Below are 18,134 nucleotides of genomic sequence, written 5' to 3'. Positions count from 1 at the left end.
CTCAAATTCCTTTCGGCAGTGCCATGACGGCAGCGGCGAAGCGGTCGATATCGGCATCCGTGACATCGCGGACGGTCGAGCGTCGCATTGGCTGATTTTCCGGAGCGCGCATTTCTCGCGCGAGATCACTTGTATCGAAGGGCTTGAAAGCTGCCGGCAGGGCGCGGGCGATACCGCAACGGTCCATCCAATCGGAGAGGAAGGCGGGCAATTCCGCCGCGCTATCGAGACCGCAAGCTTTTGCGGCGGCATTGAGGTCATCCGTATCCGCCTCGACCAACCAGGGCAGCGACGCTTCGAAGCCGAGGGCGGTTGCGAGCCCGTGGTGGACCGGCGCAAGCCCCGCTAAGGCATGACTGATATTGTGGGCAATCGCCGTGCCGCAATTGTCGATAGCGATGCCGGCGAGGCAGGAACCGAATAATACATCGCCCCGCGCTTCGATATTGCCGGGCTCCTTCACAGCCGTTTCCAGTGCGCCGGTGAGCAGCCGCAAGGCCCGGTGAGCGTAGAGCTGCCCACCGTGGTGCGTGTTTCTATTCGTCGCCGCCTCGAAGGCGTGGATGACGGCGTCAAAGCCACACCAGGCGGTGAGATCGGCTGGTAGCGTGATCGTCAGAGCCGGATCGAGGATGACGAGATCGGCCTTGGTTTCCGCCCCCCAAATCCAGAGTTTCTTGCCCTCCGGGCCGGCGAAGATATTGGTGGCTGAGGTTTCCGAACCGGTGCCGGCTGTCGTCGGCACCATGATCTTCTTCAGCGGGTTTTTCGGGAGGGGATTGGCAGCCAGTGCATAGAACATCGGGTCTTCGCCCGACGCCGCGCAACAGGCGACAATCTTCGCGATATCCAGCGCTGAACCACCGCCAACGCCGACCACCATATCCGCGCCTTTTGCCGCCTCTATCGCCGCGCGGATATGCGCGACCTTTGGCTCGCCGGAGAAATCCGAAAAGACCTTAACCGCGATACCCGCTTCCGTCAGATCGCTCCTGATCTTGTCAGCAAGACCCGACCGAGCCAAGAACGCATCGATCACAAAGAGAGCGGCGGAAACGCCGTCAAAGGATTTGGCGGCTGCGGCGAGGCCGGCCAGCGCGCCGCTGCCGAAGCGGATATCTGGAATGGCAGAAATGTTAAAGGACACGAGGATCACCCTAGAAAAGCGCAGCAGATTCTGTGCTGCGATCCTGCATCACAATTTCAACTCTTCAAATCTGGCCATTTATCAGGAATATTGATGATCTGAAGTTATGGAGAGCCAATGCTGGAAAAGATACCGCTTGAAGCCTTCCGCGTGTTCGATGCCGCAGCCCGCGCGATGAACTTTTCTCGCGCCGGCCGCGAACTGAACATCACCCAGGCCGCCGTCAGCCGTCGCATCAAGGGCTTGGAGAATCACCTGGGAGCCGCGCTCTTTACCCGGCGCGGCCGGAACCTGGCGCTGACGGCCGAAGGCGAGCGGCTATTCCAGCGCGTCCGCGCCACGCTCGAATATCTCGAGGAGAGCCTAGAGCCTTTCCGCGCCGGCACAGGCGAGATCATTTCGATCGCCGCCAGCGGCTCTGTCTCGCATCTCTGGCTCGGGCAGCGGCTCAAGGATTTCGGCAAGGAGAGCCCCGGCATCTCCGTGCGCCTACTGACGACGGACTCGCCAGCGGAACTGGCATCCGAGACCAACGACCTCGTCATTCTCTATTCCACCGGTGAGCATCCGCGCTGGAACCTGACGCTGCTGATGAAGGAAGTGCTGGTGCCGATCGCCTCGCCGGATTATCTGGCGAGCCGCAACCTGGAACCAGAGGCGTTGACATCTGCTGATATTGCCGGGTTGGATCTGATCGATTACGAGCGCTTCAACGCCCACTGGATCAGCTTCCGTCAATGGTTCGGCCGCGTCGGTAACCCACTGAAGGGCAAGCTGCCGCGACCGCGGCTTTCCTTCTCGACCTATATCATGGCAGTCGAGGCGGCCCTGCGCGGCGAAGGCATAGCGCTTGGCAGCCTCGGACTCATCGAGGAACACTTGCGCTCCGGTGCCCTAATCACTCTTGGCAATGATCGGGTCGAAAGCGGATTCGGCTACTATCTCGGCACCCCGCGCTTCCGTGCTCTTTCGGCGGAAGCGGGCCAATTGCACCGTCATCTGCTGGGCGGCTATCAGGGTTGACCCAGACCAGCGTGCGACGAAGCCTCGAATGCGCAAAGGGTTTTGCTTTTTATGAACCGAAGTTCAGGCGGCCCATTGCCGACCGTTCTGTGCATCGTCTCAACGGTATTGCAACCACCGACAAGACAAGCAAGGCCGGAACATCATATCCGATGTTCCGGCCATGTATAAGCGGCTCCAACGGACCGCTCTTATTCGAACCTAAGACTACGTCTACCGGATCAATCTTGCCCAATCGCGCCACGAAGACGCGTCATTTCCATGATGAAATGCTCGAGTTGCGACTTGCGCTCATGGTGTTCGACATTTTCGAGTTCTGCCTTGGCGGCATCGATACGACGCGTCAACTCGTCCTGTCTCAGGTCTTGGACCGGAATTGCGGATTCGGCAAGCAGCGTGCAGCCGGTCGGCAGGATATCGGCAAAACCGCCGAACACCACGTAGTCCTGCTTCTTGCCCGTCGCCGAATGCACCTTGACGACGCCCGGCTTGATTGCGGTCATCGTCGGCGCATGATTGGCCATAACGGTCATCTCGCCTTCGCTGGCGGGGATGACGACATCGATGACGGGTTCCGACAGAAGCAGACGCTCCGGAGACACGAGTTCGAAATTGAAATTGTCAGCCATGACCGGTCACTTCTCGATTGTCTTTATTTCAACGCAACGGCGCACGAAGCCTCGCGCGCCGTTCGATTGGCCTTATCAGGCAGCCAGCTTCTTGGCCTTTTCGACCGCTTCTTCGATCGAGCCGACCATGTAGAAGGCAGCTTCCGGCAAGTGGTCGTAGTCGCCGTTGACCAGACCCTTGAAGCCCTTGATCGTGTCTTCGAGAGCGACGAGCTTGCCCGGCGAACCGGTGAAGACTTCGGCGACGAAGAACGGCTGCGACAGGAAGCGCTCGATCTTGCGGGCACGTGCAACCGCCAGCTTATCGTCTTCGGAGAGTTCGTCCATGCCCAGGATAGCGATGATGTCCTGCAAGGCCTTGTAACGCTGCAGGGTCGACTGAACCTTACGGGCGACCTCGTAATGCTCTTCGCCGACGACCATCGGGTCGAGCATGCGCGAGGTGGAGTCGAGCGGGTCGACAGCCGGGTAGATGCCCTTTTCAGCGATCGAGCGCGACAGAACCGTGGTTGCGTCCAGGTGGGCGAACGAAGTTGCCGGTGCCGGGTCGGTCAAATCGTCGGCCGGAACGTAAATCGCCTGAACCGAGGTGATCGAGCCCGTCGTCGTCGTGGTGATGCGTTCCTGCATCTGGCCCATGTCGGTGGCGAGCGTCGGCTGATAGCCCACGGCCGAAGGAATACGGCCGAGCAGAGCCGACACTTCCGAACCTGCCTGGGTGAAGCGGAAGATGTTGTCGACGAAGAACAGGACGTCCTGGCCTTCATTGCGGAAGTTTTCAGCAACCGTCAGACCGGTCAGAGCGACGCGTGCGCGTGCGCCCGGCGGTTCGTTCATCTGACCGTAAACCAGAGCTGCCTTGGAGCCTTCGCCGCCGCCATGCTTGTTGACGCCGGATTCGATCATTTCGTGATAGAGGTCGTTGCCTTCGCGGGTACGTTCACCAACACCTGCAAACACCGAGTAGCCGCCGTGCGCCTTCGCGACGTTGTTGATCAGTTCCATGATCAAAACGGTCTTGCCGACGCCTGCGCCGCCGAACAAGCCGATCTTGCCGCCCTTTGCATAAGGTGCCAGCAGGTCGACGACCTTGATGCCTGTCACCAGGATCTGGCCTTCCGTGGACTGCTCGACGTATGCGGGAGCGTCCTGGTGTATTGCGCGCTTATGGGCGGTCACCAGCGGGCCGGCTTCGTCGACCGGCTCGCCGATAACGTTCATGATACGGCCGAGCGTTTCGGGACCGACCGGAACCGAGATCGGCGCACCTGTGTCGGAAACCGACTGGCCACGGACCAGACCTTCCGTGGAGTCCATGGCGATCGTGCGGACCGAATTTTCGCCAAGGTGCTGTGCGACTTCCAGAACAAGGCGGTGGCCGTTATTGTCGGTTTCGAGAGCATTCAGGATCTTCGGCAGATCGCCTTCGAAAGAAACGTCCACGACGGCGCCGATAACCTGCGTAACCTTGCCGACCGAAACTGCGGCCATAGCTGCGTCAGCCATAATCTTACCCTCTTTCCCTAACCTCAGAGCGCTTCCGCGCCCGAAATGATTTCAATCAGTTCCTTGGTGATCTGCGCCTGACGCTGACGGTTGTAGTTCAGCGTCAGCTTGTTGATCATCTCACCAGCATTTCGCGTTGCATTGTCCATCGCGCTCATCTTCGCGCCCATCTCGCCGGCGACATTCTCGAGGAGCGCACGGAAGATCTGAACGGAGATATTGCGCGGGATCAGGTCCGCGAGGATCGAAGCCGCATCCGGCTCGTATTCATAAATAGCGCCCTTATGAGCGGCATCTTCTTCGACAACTTCGGGAGCAGAAGCTGGAATGAGCTGCTGCGCCGTCGGCACCTGGCTGATGACCGACTTGAATTCGGAATAGAACAGCGTGCAGACGTCGAACTCGCCGTTTTCGAACATCTCGATGACGCGCGTGCCGATGGCATCGGCATTATCGAAGCCGATGCGCTTGACGTCGCGCAGTTCCTTGCGCTCCACGATCAGCGAGGCGTACTCACGACGCAGAATGTCATAGCCCTTCTTGCCCACCGTGAAGATCTTCACGGTCTTGCCTTCGGCGATCAGCTTGCGGACGTGATCGCGGGCGAAACGCGCGATCTGCGAGTTGAAACCGCCGCAAAGGCCGCGTTCAGCAGTGCAGACGATCAGCAAGTGTACGTCGCTCTTGCCCGTACCGGTCATCAGCGGCGGCGCGGCGTCCGCGTCGCTGACGGCAGCCGTTATGTTGGCAAGAACGGCACCCATGCGCTGCGAATAAGGCCGCGCGGCCTCAGCCGCCTCCTGGGCACGCCGGAGCTTCGCCGCGGCGACCATTTTCATCGCCTTGGTAATCTTCTGCGTCGCCTTGACGGAGGCGATCCGGTTTTTCAGATCCTTAAGTGAAGGCATCCGGTATCCGTCCTAGAAGTGAGGCCCGATCAGGCGAAAGACTTGGCGTAGCTGTCAAGAGCAGCGATGAGCTTGCTCTTGGTCGCGTCGCTGATGGCCTTTTCGGTGCGGATCGCGTCGAGGATGTCCTTGCCTTCCGACCGGAGGTAGGAAAGCAGGCCCTGCTCGAATTTGCCGATCTGCGCAACCGCGATCTTGTCGAGGTAGCCGTTGACGCCGGCGAAGATCACCGCGACCTGCTCTTCCGTCTTCAGCGGCGAGAATTGCGGCTGCTTCAGGAGCTCGGTAAGGCGGGCGCCGCGGTTCAGCAGGCGCTGCGTTGCGGCATCGAGATCCGAACCGAACTGAGCGAAGGCGGCCATTTCGCGATACTGGGCAAGCTCGCCCTTGATCGAACCGGCAACCTGCTTCATCGCCTTGATCTGCGCGGACGAACCAACGCGCGAAACCGAGAGACCGACGTTAACGGCCGGACGGATGCCTTGATAGAACAGGTCGGTTTCAAGGAAGATCTGGCCGTCCGTGATCGAGATAACGTTGGTCGGGATGAAGGCCGAAACGTCGTTACCCTGCGTTTCGATGACAGGCAGAGCAGTCAGCGAACCAGCGCCCTGGTCATCATTCATCTTGGCCGCGCGCTCGAGGAGGCGCGAGTGCAGGTAGAAAACGTCGCCCGGATAAGCTTCGCGACCCGGCGGGCGGCGCAGCAGCAGCGACATCTGACGATAGGACACAGCCTGCTTCGACAGGTCGTCATAGCCGATCAGGGCGTGCATGCCGTTGTCACGGAAATATTCGCCCATGGCGCAACCGGCGAACGGTGCCAGGTACTGCATTGGGGCCGGATCCGAAGCCGTTGCAGCGATGATGATCGAGTACTTGAGCGCACCGCGCTCTTCGAGCACCTTGACGAACTGAGCAACGGTCGAACGCTTCTGGCCGACCGCGACGTAGACGCAGAACAGCTTTTCGCTTTCCGGACCGGCATCGTGGATGGGCTTCTGGTTCAGGATCGTGTCGAGGATGATGGCGGTCTTGCCGGTCTGGCGGTCGCCGATGACCAGCTCACGCTGGCCGCGACCGACCGGGATCAGAGCATCGATAGCCTTGAGGCCGGTCGACATCGGCTCATGAACCGACTTGCGTGGAATGATGCCGGGAGCCTTGACGTCGACGCGAGCGCGGCGGGTCGCATTGATCGGACCCTTGCCGTCGATCGGGTTGCCGAGCGCGTCGACAACGCGGCCGAGCAGTTCCGGACCGACCGGAACGTCAACGATCGCACCGGTGCGCTTGACGGTGTCGCCTTCCTTGATGTCGCGGTCGGAGCCGAAGATGACCACGCCGACGTTGTCGGATTCGAGGTTCAGCGCCATACCACGGATGCCGCCGGGGAATTCGACCATTTCGCCGGCCTGGACATTGTCCAGACCGTAGACGCGGGCGATACCGTCACCGACGGAAAGAACCTGGCCGACTTCGGAGACTTCGGCTTCCTTGCCGAAATTTTTAATCTGATCTTTCAGAATTGCGGAAATTTCCGCGGCGCGGATATCCATCAGCCGACCTCTTTCAATGCAAGCTTAAGGGTAGAGAGTTTGGTACGAAGAGACGTATCAATCTGACGGGACCCGACCTTCACGATCAGACCACCAAGAATCGACGGATCGACCGTAACGGCGATCGCCACGTCCTTGCCGGTGACGCCCTTCAGCGCCGCCTTCAATTCATCTTCCTGCGCCGGGGTCAGCGCATGCGCCGAGGTGATCTCGGCGGAAACTTCGCCGCGATGCTGCGCAGCAATTATGCGGAAAGCCTTGATCATGCCCGGCAGCGCAAAAAGGCGCCGGTTGCCTGCCACGACCTTGAGGAAATTAGTGACGTAAACGCCGAAGCCCGCTTTCGTCGCCAGCGCCTGGACGGCGCCGACCTGCTCTTCGGCCGAAAAGACCGGGCTCAAGACCAAACGCTTCAAATCATCGCTGTCATCCAGCATGGCTTGGAACCGGTCGAGATCGGCAGTCACTGTCGGGACAGCGCCCTCCTCCAGAGCCAGCTCGAACAATGACGAGGCATAGCGCTCGGCAACACCAGAAATATGCTGGGATGTGTCTGCCACGGGCACAAGATTCCCTGATTTCAACCCAAGAATTCGGCTTCCGAGAAACGGAAGTCACATGCTCTTGAATTCGTTTTGATTTCCCCCAGAAATCAGCAGGAGCTTCCCCCCACCTCATCCGAAATTCGGGGTTCGTCTAACATAGGATATTGAGACTCGCAACACGCGTAATGGCCGAATACGCTATTCGGGTGAATTTATGATGGCAAAAATTCAAAACCATGGGGATAGTGCGGCCAATAGCGGCAGAGGGGCGACCATTTTCGGTCAAATATAGCCCAGTCCGTAAAGAAGTGGTAGAGCCGCCAGAACCGCCTGCGCAACCAGAAGTAACATGTTCACGATCACTCTTCCCCGATCCGACATCATCGAGAGGACGCGGCCAAAGGCTGCAACCGCAAAAGATGCTCCGAGCGCCAGATAGATCATCGGCTGGGCCAACAGAATCGCGACCAGCCCGAAACCAAGATAGAAGCCGCCGGCCGAACGGCCCTCGGCATAGGCTTCCGGCCGCCCTTCGCGCACCTGCAGCTTGAGGAAACGATAAGTATAGCCCGGCGCGAACATCCCGATGAGGCCGATGAGTGCCGTGAATGCCGCCGAGCAATAGGCAAGCCGCTCGCCGAGGTCAGTCGGAAAATAAAGCTCCATCGGTCGTCCCCAAATCACTTGTATATTGTTGGTGTCTTATGACATGAAGCGGCCGAACAGGGGAAGGCACTGGAAAGTCGTCGTACTCGCGAAACTACAAGAAACTCTGCGGATCGATGTCTAGCTGGACGTGCACGGACCCGCGCTCCTTCGGCGCCTGCGCTAGCATGGCCCTGAGAAAACCCTGCATGTCGGAGTTGCGCTTGCCGTGCACCAGCAGGCGGAAACGATGGCGGCCGCGCACCAGGGCGAGCGGTGCCTCGGCAGGCCCGAGAACGGCGATGCCCTGCACCTGCGGTGCAGCGCTGCGCATGCCGCGGGCATGGATCTCGGCGTCCTGGCGCGTTTCAGCGGAGACGATGATCGACGCAAGGCGCCCAAAGGGTGGCAGCACCGCCTTCTCCCGCTCCGAAATTTCGCGTTCGTAAAAGGCGCCGGCGTCGCCGGAAACGATCGCCTGCATGACCGGATGCTGCGGCTGATACGTCTGCAGCAGGCCGTGGCTTTTCAGGCCGGTTCGCCCGGCGCGGCCGGTTACCTGCGACAACAGCTGGAATGTCCGCTCGGCAGCGCGCGGATCGCCATTGGCAAGGCCAAGGTCTGCGTCGACGATGCCGACCAGCGTCATCAGCGGGAAATTATGGCCCTTGGCGACGAGTTGCGTGCCGATTACGATATCCGCCTCGCCCTTGGCGATGGCATCGAGCTCCAGCCGCAGCCGTTTGACGCCGCCCATGATGTCGGAGGAGAGCACGATCGTCCGTGCGTCCGGGAAATACCGCTCGACCTCCTCGGCGATGCGTTCGACGCCCGGTCCGCAGGCCACAAGATGATCGAGCGTGCCGCATTCCGGACAGGCTTCCGGCGTTCGTTCGGCGTAGCCGCATTGATGGCACTGGATCTGGCCGCGAAAGCGATGCTCAACCAGCCAGCTCGAACATTGCGGGCATTGGAAACGGTGCCCGCAAACGCGGCAGAGCGTCAGCGGCGCATAGCCGCGTCTATTGAGGAAGAGGAGCGACTGCTCGCCCTTCTCCATCGTCTTGCCGATCGCACGGATCAGCAGCGGCGACAGAAAGCCACCGCGTTCGGGCGCATGTCGACGCATGTCGATGAGATGCAGGTCCGGAAGAGCCGCATCACCGAAGCGGGTCGGTAAATGGATGGTGCTGTATCGTCCGCTCTGGCCGTTGACTTGGCTCTCGACCGAAGGGGTCGCCGAGACCAGCACCACCGGAAAATCCCCGATCCTGCCACGCACGACCGCCATGTCGCGGGCATTATAATAGACGCGATCCTCCTGCTTGTAGGCGGGATCGTGTTCTTCGTCGACGATGATCAGGCCGAGATCTTCGAAGGGCAAAAACAACGCCGAGCGCGCGCCCGCAACGACGCGAACCTCGCCGGTCACCGCCTGCCGCCACACCTTTTCGCGCATGCGCGGTGCTAGGTCAGAGTGCCACTCGGCCGGCTTGGCTCCAAAACGATCCTGGAAGCGCTCGAGGAAACTGGCCGTCAGCGCGATTTCCGGTAGCAGGATCAACACCTGCTCGCCACGCTTCAGCGTCTCGGCAATTGCCTCGAAATAGACCTCGGTCTTGCCCGAGCCGGTGACGCCGTCGATCAGCGACACAGAGAATGCGCCCTTCCACACCTCAGCAAGGATTTCATCCGCAGCTTCGCGCTGCGGTCCTTCGAGCCGCGAGGCGATATAATCCGGATCCGGCCTGGCGACCACGGGCGGCGGCGGCAGGAACACGGTTTCGAAAATGCCTTGCGCAATCAGCCCGTCGATGACGCTTACCGAGACGCCGGCTGCATGCGCGAGCCCGCTGCGCGTCCACGAAGGGCCGTCCTTTGCCGTATCCATGACCCGCGCCCGAGCCGGCGTCAGCCGTTCCGGCGCGCCGCCGACAAAACGTAGGCCCTCCACCATCGGTTCGGGATCGAAGGCTGCCGGTGCTCGCAGCGCCATGCGCGCCACCAGTCCCGGCGGCGACAGCGTATAGGCGGCCACCCAGTCGATGAAGTCGCGCATTTCTTTGGTGAGCGGCGGGCAATCGAAGACATGGTTGATCGGCCGCAGCTTCTTCGGATCGACGCCACCTTCGTCGCCGCCGTCCCAAACGACGCCGATCACCTGCCTCGGCCCGAGCGGCACCTGCACGACCGAGCCAGGCTCGACCGCCATGCCTTCCGGCACCGCATAGGAATAGGGCTTCGGCGCCGGCATGGGCACCAGAACCGGAACCGTGCGGCTCATGGTCGGTTTCGCCGGCGCAGCTTTAAACAGCGCGCCGAATAGATCGGAGGAATCTTTACTCATCGCGCCAGACCATGCCCCGAGCGGTCGTAAAAAGAAACCCGGCTTGGGTTCGGCGTGATCTCATCCGAAAGCCACTTCACACTTTTCACCGATATCGTCTTTTTGCGCAGAAGATATGTGTGCAGCGGCACTGGCTGCCAACAGCCGTCAAGCCGAATGTTCCGCGACTGCAGCCGCTTCATTCTGCACCGTCGGCGGCACGCCGATCGGCGCGAAAGTCGCATTTCCGTCGGCGGCCAGATCGAACACCGTGTGCTTTTCCAACGCCTTCGTCACTTCGTTGACGTCGCCGTCCAGACGCTCGACCGGAATAAGATTGCCGATCAGGAAATCGAAACGGTCGCCGCGCTTGTTGAGGAGTTCGTGGAACACCGTCATGTCCCTAAGTTCCGTCGACCATTTGGCGAACCAATAGAACAGCCCGGAATTGCGCGCCGTCAGATGAACCGGCAGGATCGGCAGATTGTATTTGCGCGCCAGGCCCACGGCCGACGTCTTCCAGGGCCGCTCGTTCAGCTTGCCATTTGCCCAATAGGCGATACGGCCGGATGGAAAAAGCACGGTGACCTTGCCGTCGGCAACGGCGCGATTGGTAAGCTGCAGCGTTTCGCGCGTCTTCAGCTTGCTCTTATGCTCCTCGCGCCATTCAACCGGGATGATCATCTCCGCAAAGCGCGGATTGACGCGGACAGCGTCGCGATTGGCGAAAACCATCATATCGGGCCGGTGGGTCTTCAGGAGATCGAAAACGGCGACGCCGTCTGCGATGCCGGTCGGATGGTTGCTGACCAGAATGAAGCCGCCGGAAGCGGGTATGCGCTCGGCGTTGGTCATCCCGATATCAAGCTTCAACAGATCGCTCATATACTCGAAGCACTGAAAACCCGACAGCTTGGCGACATCGTTGGCAAATTCGATCGCCTTGTTATAGCGCAGCAGCGTGTAGAGAAAGGGCCGCATCAACGGCCAGAGCGGATTGCGAACGATCTTCTGGCCACGCTCGGCGATCAGCGTATCGACGATATGTCCAGGCTGCCCCTGGGACACCAAAGCGATCGCTTCTGCAAGTTGTCCCAATGCAGTTATCGAACCGCGACGTGCCATGAAATGCCCTGGATGGTTGGGTTATACTCTATCGCAATCGAATATGATCGAAGCATGACAAGCGCCTCGCGTATAACCCGCTTAAATCGATTTTGATTTAAGTAATGACTTATACGCAGTTGAAAAGTGCTACCGCTGTCTTTACGCGCGCAAAGGAGGCACGGCGCAGTAGGAATGTTAGCGATTCCATAACCTTCCCTCCTTCAAAGTGGCAGAAGGAATTTGAATTTCAAGGGGTTTTCCACTGAACGAATTGCTGATTATCGCTGATCCCAAGCTGATGGCCGAGCGCAGCCGTTGGTTGGACGCACTCGGCCAGGAGCGGCGGCTCTCCGCCCACACGCTGGATGCTTATGAACGCGACACGCGTCAGTTTCTGACGTTTCTGACGGGCCATCTTGGCGGTCCGGCAACCATCAAAGATATTCACGCGTTGCGCCCCGCCGACTTCCGTGCCTTTCTCGCCGCGCGCCGCAAGGATGGCGCGGGGGCGCGTTCGCTGGGGCGCAATCTCGCCGGCCTTCGTTCGCTGCTGCACTATCTAGAAAAGAAGGGGCTGGTAAATGCGGCCGGCGCCGGCGCGGTGCGGTCGCCGAAACAGCCGAAATCGCTACCGAAGCCCCTGTCGGACACCCAGGCGATCACCGTCGTCAGCGATGAGGCGCAGATGCATGACGAACCATGGATCGCTGCGCGCGATACGGCTGTGCTAACCTTGCTCTATGGTTGCGGCCTGCGCATCTCCGAAGCGCTCGATCTGATGCCGGAAGATGTTCGCCCCGGCGTGACTGCGCTGCGCATCACCGGCAAGGGCAACAAAACCCGGCTGGTGCCTCTGCTCCCCATCGTCGTCGAGGCGGTAGAGAAATACCGCACGCTCTGCCCCTATCATCTCGACGCAGACGCCCCGCTCTTTCGCGGCGCGCGCGGCGGCAAGCTGCAACCAGGCATCATCCAGCGTGGCATGCAGAAGCTCCGCAGCGCCTTCGGCCTGCCGGACACCGCCACACCGCATGCACTGCGCCATTCCTTCGCCACGCATCTGCTCGCAGGCGGTGGTGACCTGCGCACGATCCAGGAATTGCTCGGCCACGCCTCGCTGTCGACGACGCAGGTCTATACCGGCGTTGATTCTTCGCGGCTGCTGGAGGTCTATGATCGGGCTCATCCGAGGGCGTAAGAAAACATTAACCCCTCGTGTTAAGGGAATATGCGTGTCCGAAGGGTAGAGCAGAACATGTATCGGCATGTCTCGCGAAAGCCACGTTCGCGCTCTAGAAGTCATGCGCTCTACCAGCGGAAGGTTTAGATGATTTCTGCCCTCGAACCCAAGACGATGCGGTCGATGAAGCCGGCAATCGGCGACCTCCTCTTTTGGCTCGCAACTGCATTTCCGTTGATGCTGGCGACCGCGTTGATCGTGGTTCTGCTGTCACTGGCCCCCGCGCATGCCGAAGAGGCTGCGGTCGAGAGCTGCGGCGGGAAGAACCTCATGGCCGAACTGAAAACGACCGATCCCGCGAAATATGCCTCGATCCTTGCCGCGGGCGACAAGGTGGAAAACGGCAAATGGGTCTTCTGGAAGATCGAAAAGCCCGGCTTGAAACCCTCCTGGCTGCTCGGCACCATGCATGTCAGCGACGCCCGCGTGCTGACCATGCCAAAGGGGGCAGCCGAAGCTAGTGCCGCCGCTGACACGGTCGTCGTCGAGTCCGATGAAATCCTGGACGACAAGAAAGCGGCGGCGGCTCTCTTCGTCAATCCGTCGCTAACCATGCTGACCGACGGCTCGACCATCAGCCAACACCTGTCGCCTGAAGACAATGCCAAGCTGGAAGCCGGCTTGAAACAGCGCGGTGTGCCGCTCGCCGCCGTTTCCCACATGCAGCCTTGGTTGATCTCGAGTTCCTTCGAACTGACCGCCTGCGAGGTCCGCCGCAAGGCGGCCGGTATGAAATTCCTCGATCAAAAACTTGCCACCGATGCCGCGGCCGCTGGAAAGCAGGTCAAGGGTTTGGAAACACTGGCTGAACAGGCCAAGGCCATGAGCGACCTGCCGATCGAACTGCATTTGAAATCGCTGATCCAGACGCTGGAACTTGGCGACAAGATCAATGACGTCAACGAAACGATGACCGATCTCTATCTTGCCGGCAATGTTGGAGCAATCGTGCCGATGCTGAAGACTATCGAACCCGACGAGACTTTGTCCGACGAGGACACCGCAACCTTCGAGCAGCGAATCATCCTCGACCGCAACAAGGTGATGGCGGAGCGCGCCGCACCGATCCTCGCCAAGGGCAACGCCTTCATCGCCATCGGCGCGCTGCATCTGGTCGGCGATCAGGGTCTGGTGGAACTGCTGCGCAAGCAGGGTTTCACGGTGACGGCGGCAAATTGATCGAGTTTGGCGACGCCGGATAGAGCCGTTTCGGGGAAAAACTGTGGCCTGCCCCTCATTTCCATAGGAGATCAAGTCTCTGAGAGGACGGCAAATGCCGAACCGGTTCTCTCTCCCCGCAACGGCGGGGAGAGAGTTGAGGTGAGGGGCCACGAAACATCAGCGCCCCGCCTGATCTGCCCCCAATCAATCCTCACATATGGATAGGCTTGAAGAACGTCGCGAGTGCAGCTTCCTTCACGGCTTCCGACATAGTCGGATGTGCATGGCAGGTGCGGCCCAGATCTTCAGACGAGCCGCCGAATTCCATCAGCACCGCAATCTCGTGGATCATTTCACCGGCGCCGAAGCCAACAATGTGGCCGCCGAGAACGCGATCGGTCTCCTTGTCCGCCAGGATCTTGACGAAACCGTCCGTCGCCAGCATGGCTCGAGCGCGGCCGTTGGCGGTGAAGGGGAACTTGCCAACCTTGTAGGCGATACCCGCAGCCTTCAGCTCTTCCTCGGTCTTGCCGACGGAAGCGACTTCCGGCTGCGTGTAGACGACGCTCGGAATGACGTCGTAGTTCACATGGCCAGCCTGGCCGGCGAGGATTTCTGCCAGCGCCACGCCTTCGTCTTCCGCCTTGTGCGCGAGCATCGGGCCCTTCACCACGTCGCCGATGGCATAGATGCCGGGGATATTGGTCTTGAAGTGGCCATCGATTTCGACGCGGCCACGATTGTCGAGGACAACGCCTGCCGCTTCGAGGCCGAGACCGGCCGTGTAGGGCTTGCGGCCGGTCGATACCAGCACGACATCGGCATCGAGCACCACCTTGTCGCCGCCCTTGACCGGCTCGAAGGTGACCTTGGCGCCATCGCCGACCTTCTCGACGCCGGTGACCTTGGCACTGAGATGGAAGTCGATGCCCTGCTTGGCCAGCATGCGCTGGAACTGCTTGGAGACTTCGCCGTCCATGCCGCCGAGAATGGTATCGAGATATTCGACGACGGTGACCTTGGCGCCGAGGCGCGACCAGACCGAGCCGAGTTCGAGGCCGATGACACCACCGCCGACGACGATCATGTTGGCCGGTACCTTGTCGAGCGCGATGCCGCCGGTGGACGAAATGATCACCTTCTCATCGATTTCGAGGGACACGCCCGGAATGCCGGCAACGTCAGAGCCGGTGGCGATGACGATGTTCTTGCCTTCGATCTCGCTCACCTTGCCGTCTTCGGCCGTAACAGAAACCTTGCCGGCAGCGACGATCTTCCCTGTGCCTTGGAAAGCATCGATCTTGTTCTTCTTGAAGAGAAAGGCGACGCCGTCGACATTCGCCTTCACGGTGGCATCTTTGTGCGCCATCATCTTCGAAAGGTTGAGCTTGGGTGCGGCGACTTCGATGCCGAGCGCATCCATGCCATGGCCCGCATGATGGAACATTTCGGAGGCATGCAGCAGCGCCTTGGACGGTATGCAGCCGATGTTGAGGCAGGTGCCGCCAAAGGTGGAACGCTTTTCGACGACGGCCACCTTCAGGCCAAGCTGCGCCGCCTTGATGGCGCAGACATAGCCGCCGGGGCCGGTTCCGATAATGATCACATCGTAGGACATGGTTTTAATTTCCTTGTTTTCTATCTTTGTTAGTCAGTCGCCCGCGCCAACGCGAGGCGGATGCCGAAGCCGACGAGTGCCGCTCCGGTGATGCGGTTGAACCATTTGCCGCTGGCGATGAAGCGATCGCGGACCGGCTTGACGGTGAAGAAGACCGAAACGCCGGCGAACCAGACGACGAGTGCCATCGCCATGCCGAGTCCGTAGCCGAACTGGATCATTGCCGGTGTGTCGTGACGCACGAGCGTCGAAAACAGCGACAGGAAAAACAGCACCGGCTTTGGATTGAGCGCATTGGTGATGAAACCCGTCGCCAGGCAGCGCCAGACGGAAGCCGGCTTGCGGTCCTCATCGCTGATATCGATCTCCTTCACCTTGAAGCCCGGTTCACGGAAGGACTTGATGCCGAGGTAGACGAGATAAAGGACACCGGCCCATTTGATCAGGCTGAAAAGCATCAGCGATTTCGACACGATCAAGCCAAGGCCGAGAATGGTATAGCTCACATGGAAGAGCAGCGAGAAACCCATGCCGAGGCCAGTCATAACGGCTGGACGGCGGCCATGCACGATGCTCTGGCGCAGGATGACGGCGAAATCAGCGCCCGGTGCGACGATGAAAATCGAAAATACCGCCATCAGCCCGAGGAATTCCAAAACATATTGCATGATCACAGCCCTTTCCGATCAACGGCCGCCGCTCACATCGAGGATGGCGCCCGTTATATAGGAAGCCTGGGCCCCCAAAAGGTAGAGGATGGCGTCGGCCACTTCGTCTGCTGTCCCCGCCCTCTTCATCGGCAGCTGCGGCGCGATTTCGCGCGCCCGTTCGGGCAGGCCGGCGGCAGCGTGGATATCCGTATCGATGATGCCGGGCCGGACCGCGTTGACCCTGATGCCCTCGGCCGCCACCTCCCGCGCCAAACCAAGCGTGAACGTATCGATCGCGCCCTTGGACGCTGCATAGTCCACATATTGGCCGCCGCCGCCGAGGGTCGCAGCCACGGAGGAGACATTGACGATCGCGCCGCCCTTGCCGCCATGGCGGGTGGACATACGGCGGATAGCTTCAGCGGCTACCAACATCGAGCCGGTGATGTTGATGCGAAACATCCGCTCGAGCCGCTCCGGCGTCATTTCGTCCAGCCGCTGCGCGCGATCGACAATGCCCGCATTGTTGACGAGACCATGCAGCCGACCGAAATGCTGGTCGACCGAGGAAAAGATGGATCGGATATCATCGGCCGAGCCGACATCGCCCGCGATAGCAATCGCCTCGCCGCCGGCATCGCGAATCACGGAGACGACCGTTTGCGCGGCCGCTTTGTTCGAATGATAGTTGACCGCGACGGCCCAGCCCTGCCGTGCGGCGGCGATCGAAACCGCCGCCCCGATACCGCGGCTGCCGCCGGTGACGAGAAGAACAGGAGATTTGCCTGTCATTAGCCACATCCTTTCAAGGTCAAGACATCCCAAGGCGCGATGGTCGCTTTGCCCGCGCCCCACATGGAGGATTCACGGATCGAAGGTCCGAGGGCCGGCAGGAACAACCGTTCCGCAGCTCCGTCACCCTCTGCCGGCAGGGCACTGATGTTGCCCCTCTCGTCGGAGGCATAGATCATCCCCTGCCAGACGGTGCAGGCACGAAGATCGGCGCCGGTCACATCGCCTTCCGGGCAGTTGAACATGATCATGCCGTTGGCATGCTGCAGATCGTCCGAGCGCATCACCACGCCGTCGGCCACGATCGGTGTGTTGCGCACGGCGAATTTGAACTTGTTGCTGACGGCCATCTCGGCACCGACTGGCTCGAAGCGAAGTTCATAAGCGTCGTCCATGTCGCCATAGATCGCTTTTTCCTGCACGCATTCGTCCGCCAGCGCTGGTGCGGGAATGGCTGTAAACGCCATCATCGCCCAGTGCACGGGGGCCAATCGTGGCATCGCGCGGTTTGCCGGCATGATCACCCTCCCCCCGGTTCGCGCCGGCCGTCTGCATTTTCGGTCACGCCGAAATCCGTGAATAGAACAAGCGGGCGATCATTCGCATCGAGGCCCCAGAACACCGGATAAAAACCATCTCCCCAGCCGCTCCAGAATACCGCGACGTTGCCGCGTTTGTCGGCAACCGGCCGATGCATGACATATTTGTCGTCGTTTACCTTGACCTCCGGAGCCAGCACATCGTCGTAATAGTTGACGTCAGAGGAGGACTTCTCAGTACGGACCTGCTGTTCCCGCTCCTGGATCAGCGCGTAGGTACCCGCATCCATGTAGCAACCGAGGCCGGAATCGACCGGATAGCCGAAGAACTCGTCGCTCTTCAGCGATGGGATATCCTGGCCGGGCGTAAGCGCCAGCTCCCAGCGTGCCGGCTTGCCGTCGGCAAAGCGCAGGCTTGCGGCGGCGATGCGGCCGAAGGCTTCATAGAGCGTTACGGGATAGTTGCCGGGCGGAACGGTCTTGACAAAGGCCGAGCGATCCGGCGCGACCATCGGATCGCTGGCGACGATGCGGCCGGAGGTCAGTTCGACATCGCCCATGTGAAAGACGGTGATCGACCGGGAAGAGAGATCGGCGTCGCTTAGCGACGCCAAATCGAGATTGCTGCTGAGCTTTGCTACGTCGAAATCTTCCGCGACGGCGGAAGAAGGAATCCATGCGGCGACGGCGCACAAAAGTCCGCGCATCGTCAGCATGGGCCATTTCGACATGAGCCAAC

At 60.4% G+C, this 18,134-nt stretch carries 17 protein-coding genes; 3 read left to right on the top strand and 14 right to left on the bottom strand.

Features of this window, described 5'->3' with window-relative positions; genetic code table 11:
• Position 1: 1 nt before the first annotated feature.
• Positions 2 to 1,147, bottom strand: a complete 1,146-nt coding sequence (locus PY650_RS11690; RefSeq protein WP_285879401.1) for an iron-containing alcohol dehydrogenase — start codon at positions 1,145 to 1,147, stop codon at positions 2 to 4.
• Between the two features lie 117 nt (positions 1,148 to 1,264).
• Between PY650_RS11690 and PY650_RS11685 the strand changes: the two genes are divergently transcribed.
• Positions 1,265 to 2,170, top strand: a complete 906-nt coding sequence (locus PY650_RS11685; protein ID WP_285879400.1) for a LysR substrate-binding domain-containing protein — start codon at positions 1,265 to 1,267, stop codon at positions 2,168 to 2,170.
• A gap of 221 nt (positions 2,171 to 2,391) precedes the next feature.
• On the opposite strand, the gene PY650_RS11680 is transcribed toward PY650_RS11685, so the two are convergent.
• From PY650_RS11680 to PY650_RS11645, 8 genes are all read right to left on the bottom strand, one after another.
• Positions 2,392 to 2,799: a F0F1 ATP synthase subunit epsilon gene (locus tag PY650_RS11680; protein WP_285879399.1), complete on the bottom strand. Its 408-nt coding sequence runs from the start codon at positions 2,797 to 2,799 to the stop codon at positions 2,392 to 2,394.
• Between the two features lie 75 nt (positions 2,800 to 2,874).
• Positions 2,875 to 4,305, bottom strand: coding sequence for a F0F1 ATP synthase subunit beta (gene atpD, locus PY650_RS11675; protein WP_285879398.1), 1,431 nt, complete (start codon positions 4,303 to 4,305; stop codon positions 2,875 to 2,877).
• 23 nt (positions 4,306 to 4,328) lie between these two features.
• Positions 4,329 to 5,213 carry a F0F1 ATP synthase subunit gamma gene (locus PY650_RS11670; RefSeq protein WP_285879397.1) on the bottom strand — a complete coding sequence of 295 codons (885 nt, stop codon included), beginning with the start codon at positions 5,211 to 5,213 and terminating at the stop codon, positions 4,329 to 4,331.
• A gap of 29 nt (positions 5,214 to 5,242) precedes the next feature.
• On the bottom strand, positions 5,243 to 6,772 hold the full coding sequence (gene atpA / locus PY650_RS11665) for a F0F1 ATP synthase subunit alpha (protein WP_285879396.1): 1,530 nt from the start codon (positions 6,770 to 6,772) through the stop codon (positions 5,243 to 5,245).
• On the bottom strand, positions 6,772 to 7,338 hold the full coding sequence (locus tag PY650_RS11660; RefSeq protein ID WP_285879395.1) for a F0F1 ATP synthase subunit delta: 567 nt from the start codon (positions 7,336 to 7,338) through the stop codon (positions 6,772 to 6,774). Before PY650_RS11660 ends, atpA begins: the two co-directional genes overlap by 1 nt.
• Before the next feature lie 261 nt (positions 7,339 to 7,599).
• Positions 7,600 to 7,983: an AGROH133_08824 family phage infection protein gene (locus tag PY650_RS11655; RefSeq protein WP_285879394.1), complete on the bottom strand. Its 384-nt coding sequence runs from the start codon at positions 7,981 to 7,983 to the stop codon at positions 7,600 to 7,602.
• A 94-nt stretch (positions 7,984 to 8,077) separates the two neighbouring features.
• Positions 8,078 to 10,309 carry a primosomal protein N' gene (locus tag PY650_RS11650; RefSeq protein ID WP_285879393.1) on the bottom strand — a complete coding sequence of 744 codons (2,232 nt, stop codon included), beginning with the start codon at positions 10,307 to 10,309 and terminating at the stop codon, positions 8,078 to 8,080.
• Positions 10,310 to 10,456: 147 nt separating this feature from the next.
• Positions 10,457 to 11,413: a GNAT family N-acetyltransferase gene (locus PY650_RS11645; protein WP_285879392.1), complete on the bottom strand. Its 957-nt coding sequence runs from the start codon at positions 11,411 to 11,413 to the stop codon at positions 10,457 to 10,459.
• Positions 11,414 to 11,657: 244 nt separating this feature from the next.
• On the opposite strand from PY650_RS11645, the gene PY650_RS11640 reads away from it, so the two are divergent.
• Together PY650_RS11640 and PY650_RS11635 are read left to right on the top strand one after the other, a co-directional pair.
• Positions 11,658 to 12,593 carry a tyrosine recombinase XerC gene (locus PY650_RS11640; protein WP_285879493.1) on the top strand — a complete coding sequence of 312 codons (936 nt, stop codon included), beginning with the start codon at positions 11,658 to 11,660 and terminating at the stop codon, positions 12,591 to 12,593.
• Positions 12,594 to 12,722: 129 nt separating this feature from the next.
• A complete protein-coding gene (locus PY650_RS11635) occupies positions 12,723 to 13,814 on the top strand; it encodes a TraB/GumN family protein (protein WP_285879391.1) in 1,092 nt (363 codons plus the stop codon).
• Between the two features lie 193 nt (positions 13,815 to 14,007).
• On the opposite strand, the gene lpdA is transcribed toward PY650_RS11635, so the two are convergent.
• The 5 genes from lpdA to PY650_RS11610 are packed head-to-tail and all read right to left on the bottom strand — an operon-like array spanning position 14,008 to position 18,126.
• Positions 14,008 to 15,414 carry a dihydrolipoyl dehydrogenase gene (lpdA, locus tag PY650_RS11630; RefSeq protein ID WP_285879390.1) on the bottom strand — a complete coding sequence of 469 codons (1,407 nt, stop codon included), beginning with the start codon at positions 15,412 to 15,414 and terminating at the stop codon, positions 14,008 to 14,010.
• A 29-nt stretch (positions 15,415 to 15,443) separates the two neighbouring features.
• Positions 15,444 to 16,082 (bottom strand): LysE family translocator, encoded by a 639-nt coding sequence (locus tag PY650_RS11625; protein WP_285879389.1) that lies wholly within the window; start codon positions 16,080 to 16,082, stop codon positions 15,444 to 15,446.
• A gap of 18 nt (positions 16,083 to 16,100) precedes the next feature.
• Positions 16,101 to 16,856, bottom strand: coding sequence for an SDR family oxidoreductase (locus PY650_RS11620; protein ID WP_285879388.1), 756 nt, complete (start codon positions 16,854 to 16,856; stop codon positions 16,101 to 16,103).
• On the bottom strand, positions 16,856 to 17,356 hold the full coding sequence (locus tag PY650_RS11615) for a hypothetical protein (protein ID WP_285879492.1): 501 nt from the start codon (positions 17,354 to 17,356) through the stop codon (positions 16,856 to 16,858). Before PY650_RS11615 ends, PY650_RS11620 begins: the two co-directional genes overlap by 1 nt.
• Positions 17,357 to 17,376: 20 nt before the next feature.
• Complete coding sequence (locus PY650_RS11610) at positions 17,377 to 18,126, bottom strand: DUF4241 domain-containing protein (protein ID WP_285879387.1); 750 nt, start codon at positions 18,124 to 18,126, stop codon at positions 17,377 to 17,379.
• Between the last annotated feature and the right edge of the window lie 8 nt (positions 18,127 to 18,134).

The organism is Martinezella calliandrae (assembly GCF_030272695.1).
GTDB lineage: Bacteria > Pseudomonadota > Alphaproteobacteria > Rhizobiales > Rhizobiaceae > Rhizobium > Rhizobium calliandrae.
This window is presented reverse-complemented; position numbering and strand designations above follow the sequence as displayed.

What these genes read in the sequence shown, in the direction of transcription:
- PY650_RS11620 (WP_285879388.1), bottom strand. Translation starts at nt 16,856, where the DNA reads ATGACAGGCAAATCTCCTGTTCTTCTCGTCACCGGCGGCAGCCGCGGT.
- PY650_RS11615 (WP_285879492.1), bottom strand. Translation starts at nt 17,356, where the DNA reads ATGCCACGATTGGCCCCCGTGCACTGGGCGATGATGGCGTTTACAGCC.
- PY650_RS11670 (WP_285879397.1), bottom strand. Translation starts at nt 5,213, where the DNA reads ATGCCTTCACTTAAGGATCTGAAAAACCGGATCGCCTCCGTCAAGGCG.
- PY650_RS11680 (WP_285879399.1), bottom strand. Translation starts at nt 2,799, where the DNA reads ATGGCTGACAATTTCAATTTCGAACTCGTGTCTCCGGAGCGTCTGCTT.
- PY650_RS11635 (WP_285879391.1), top strand. Translation starts at nt 12,723, where the DNA reads ATGATTTCTGCCCTCGAACCCAAGACGATGCGGTCGATGAAGCCGGCA.
- lpdA (WP_285879390.1), bottom strand. Translation starts at nt 15,414, where the DNA reads ATGTCCTACGATGTGATCATTATCGGAACCGGCCCCGGCGGCTATGTC.
- PY650_RS11685 (WP_285879400.1), top strand. Translation starts at nt 1,265, where the DNA reads ATGCTGGAAAAGATACCGCTTGAAGCCTTCCGCGTGTTCGATGCCGCA.
- atpA (WP_285879396.1), bottom strand. Translation starts at nt 6,772, where the DNA reads ATGGATATCCGCGCCGCGGAAATTTCCGCAATTCTGAAAGATCAGATT.
- PY650_RS11625 (WP_285879389.1), bottom strand. Translation starts at nt 16,082, where the DNA reads ATGCAATATGTTTTGGAATTCCTCGGGCTGATGGCGGTATTTTCGATT.
- atpD (WP_285879398.1), bottom strand. Translation starts at nt 4,305, where the DNA reads ATGGCTGACGCAGCTATGGCCGCAGTTTCGGTCGGCAAGGTTACGCAG.
- PY650_RS11655 (WP_285879394.1), bottom strand. Translation starts at nt 7,983, where the DNA reads ATGGAGCTTTATTTTCCGACTGACCTCGGCGAGCGGCTTGCCTATTGC.
- PY650_RS11650 (WP_285879393.1), bottom strand. Translation starts at nt 10,309, where the DNA reads ATGAGTAAAGATTCCTCCGATCTATTCGGCGCGCTGTTTAAAGCTGCG.
- PY650_RS11645 (WP_285879392.1), bottom strand. Translation starts at nt 11,413, where the DNA reads ATGGCACGTCGCGGTTCGATAACTGCATTGGGACAACTTGCAGAAGCG.
- PY650_RS11610 (WP_285879387.1), bottom strand. Translation starts at nt 18,126, where the DNA reads ATGTCGAAATGGCCCATGCTGACGATGCGCGGACTTTTGTGCGCCGTC.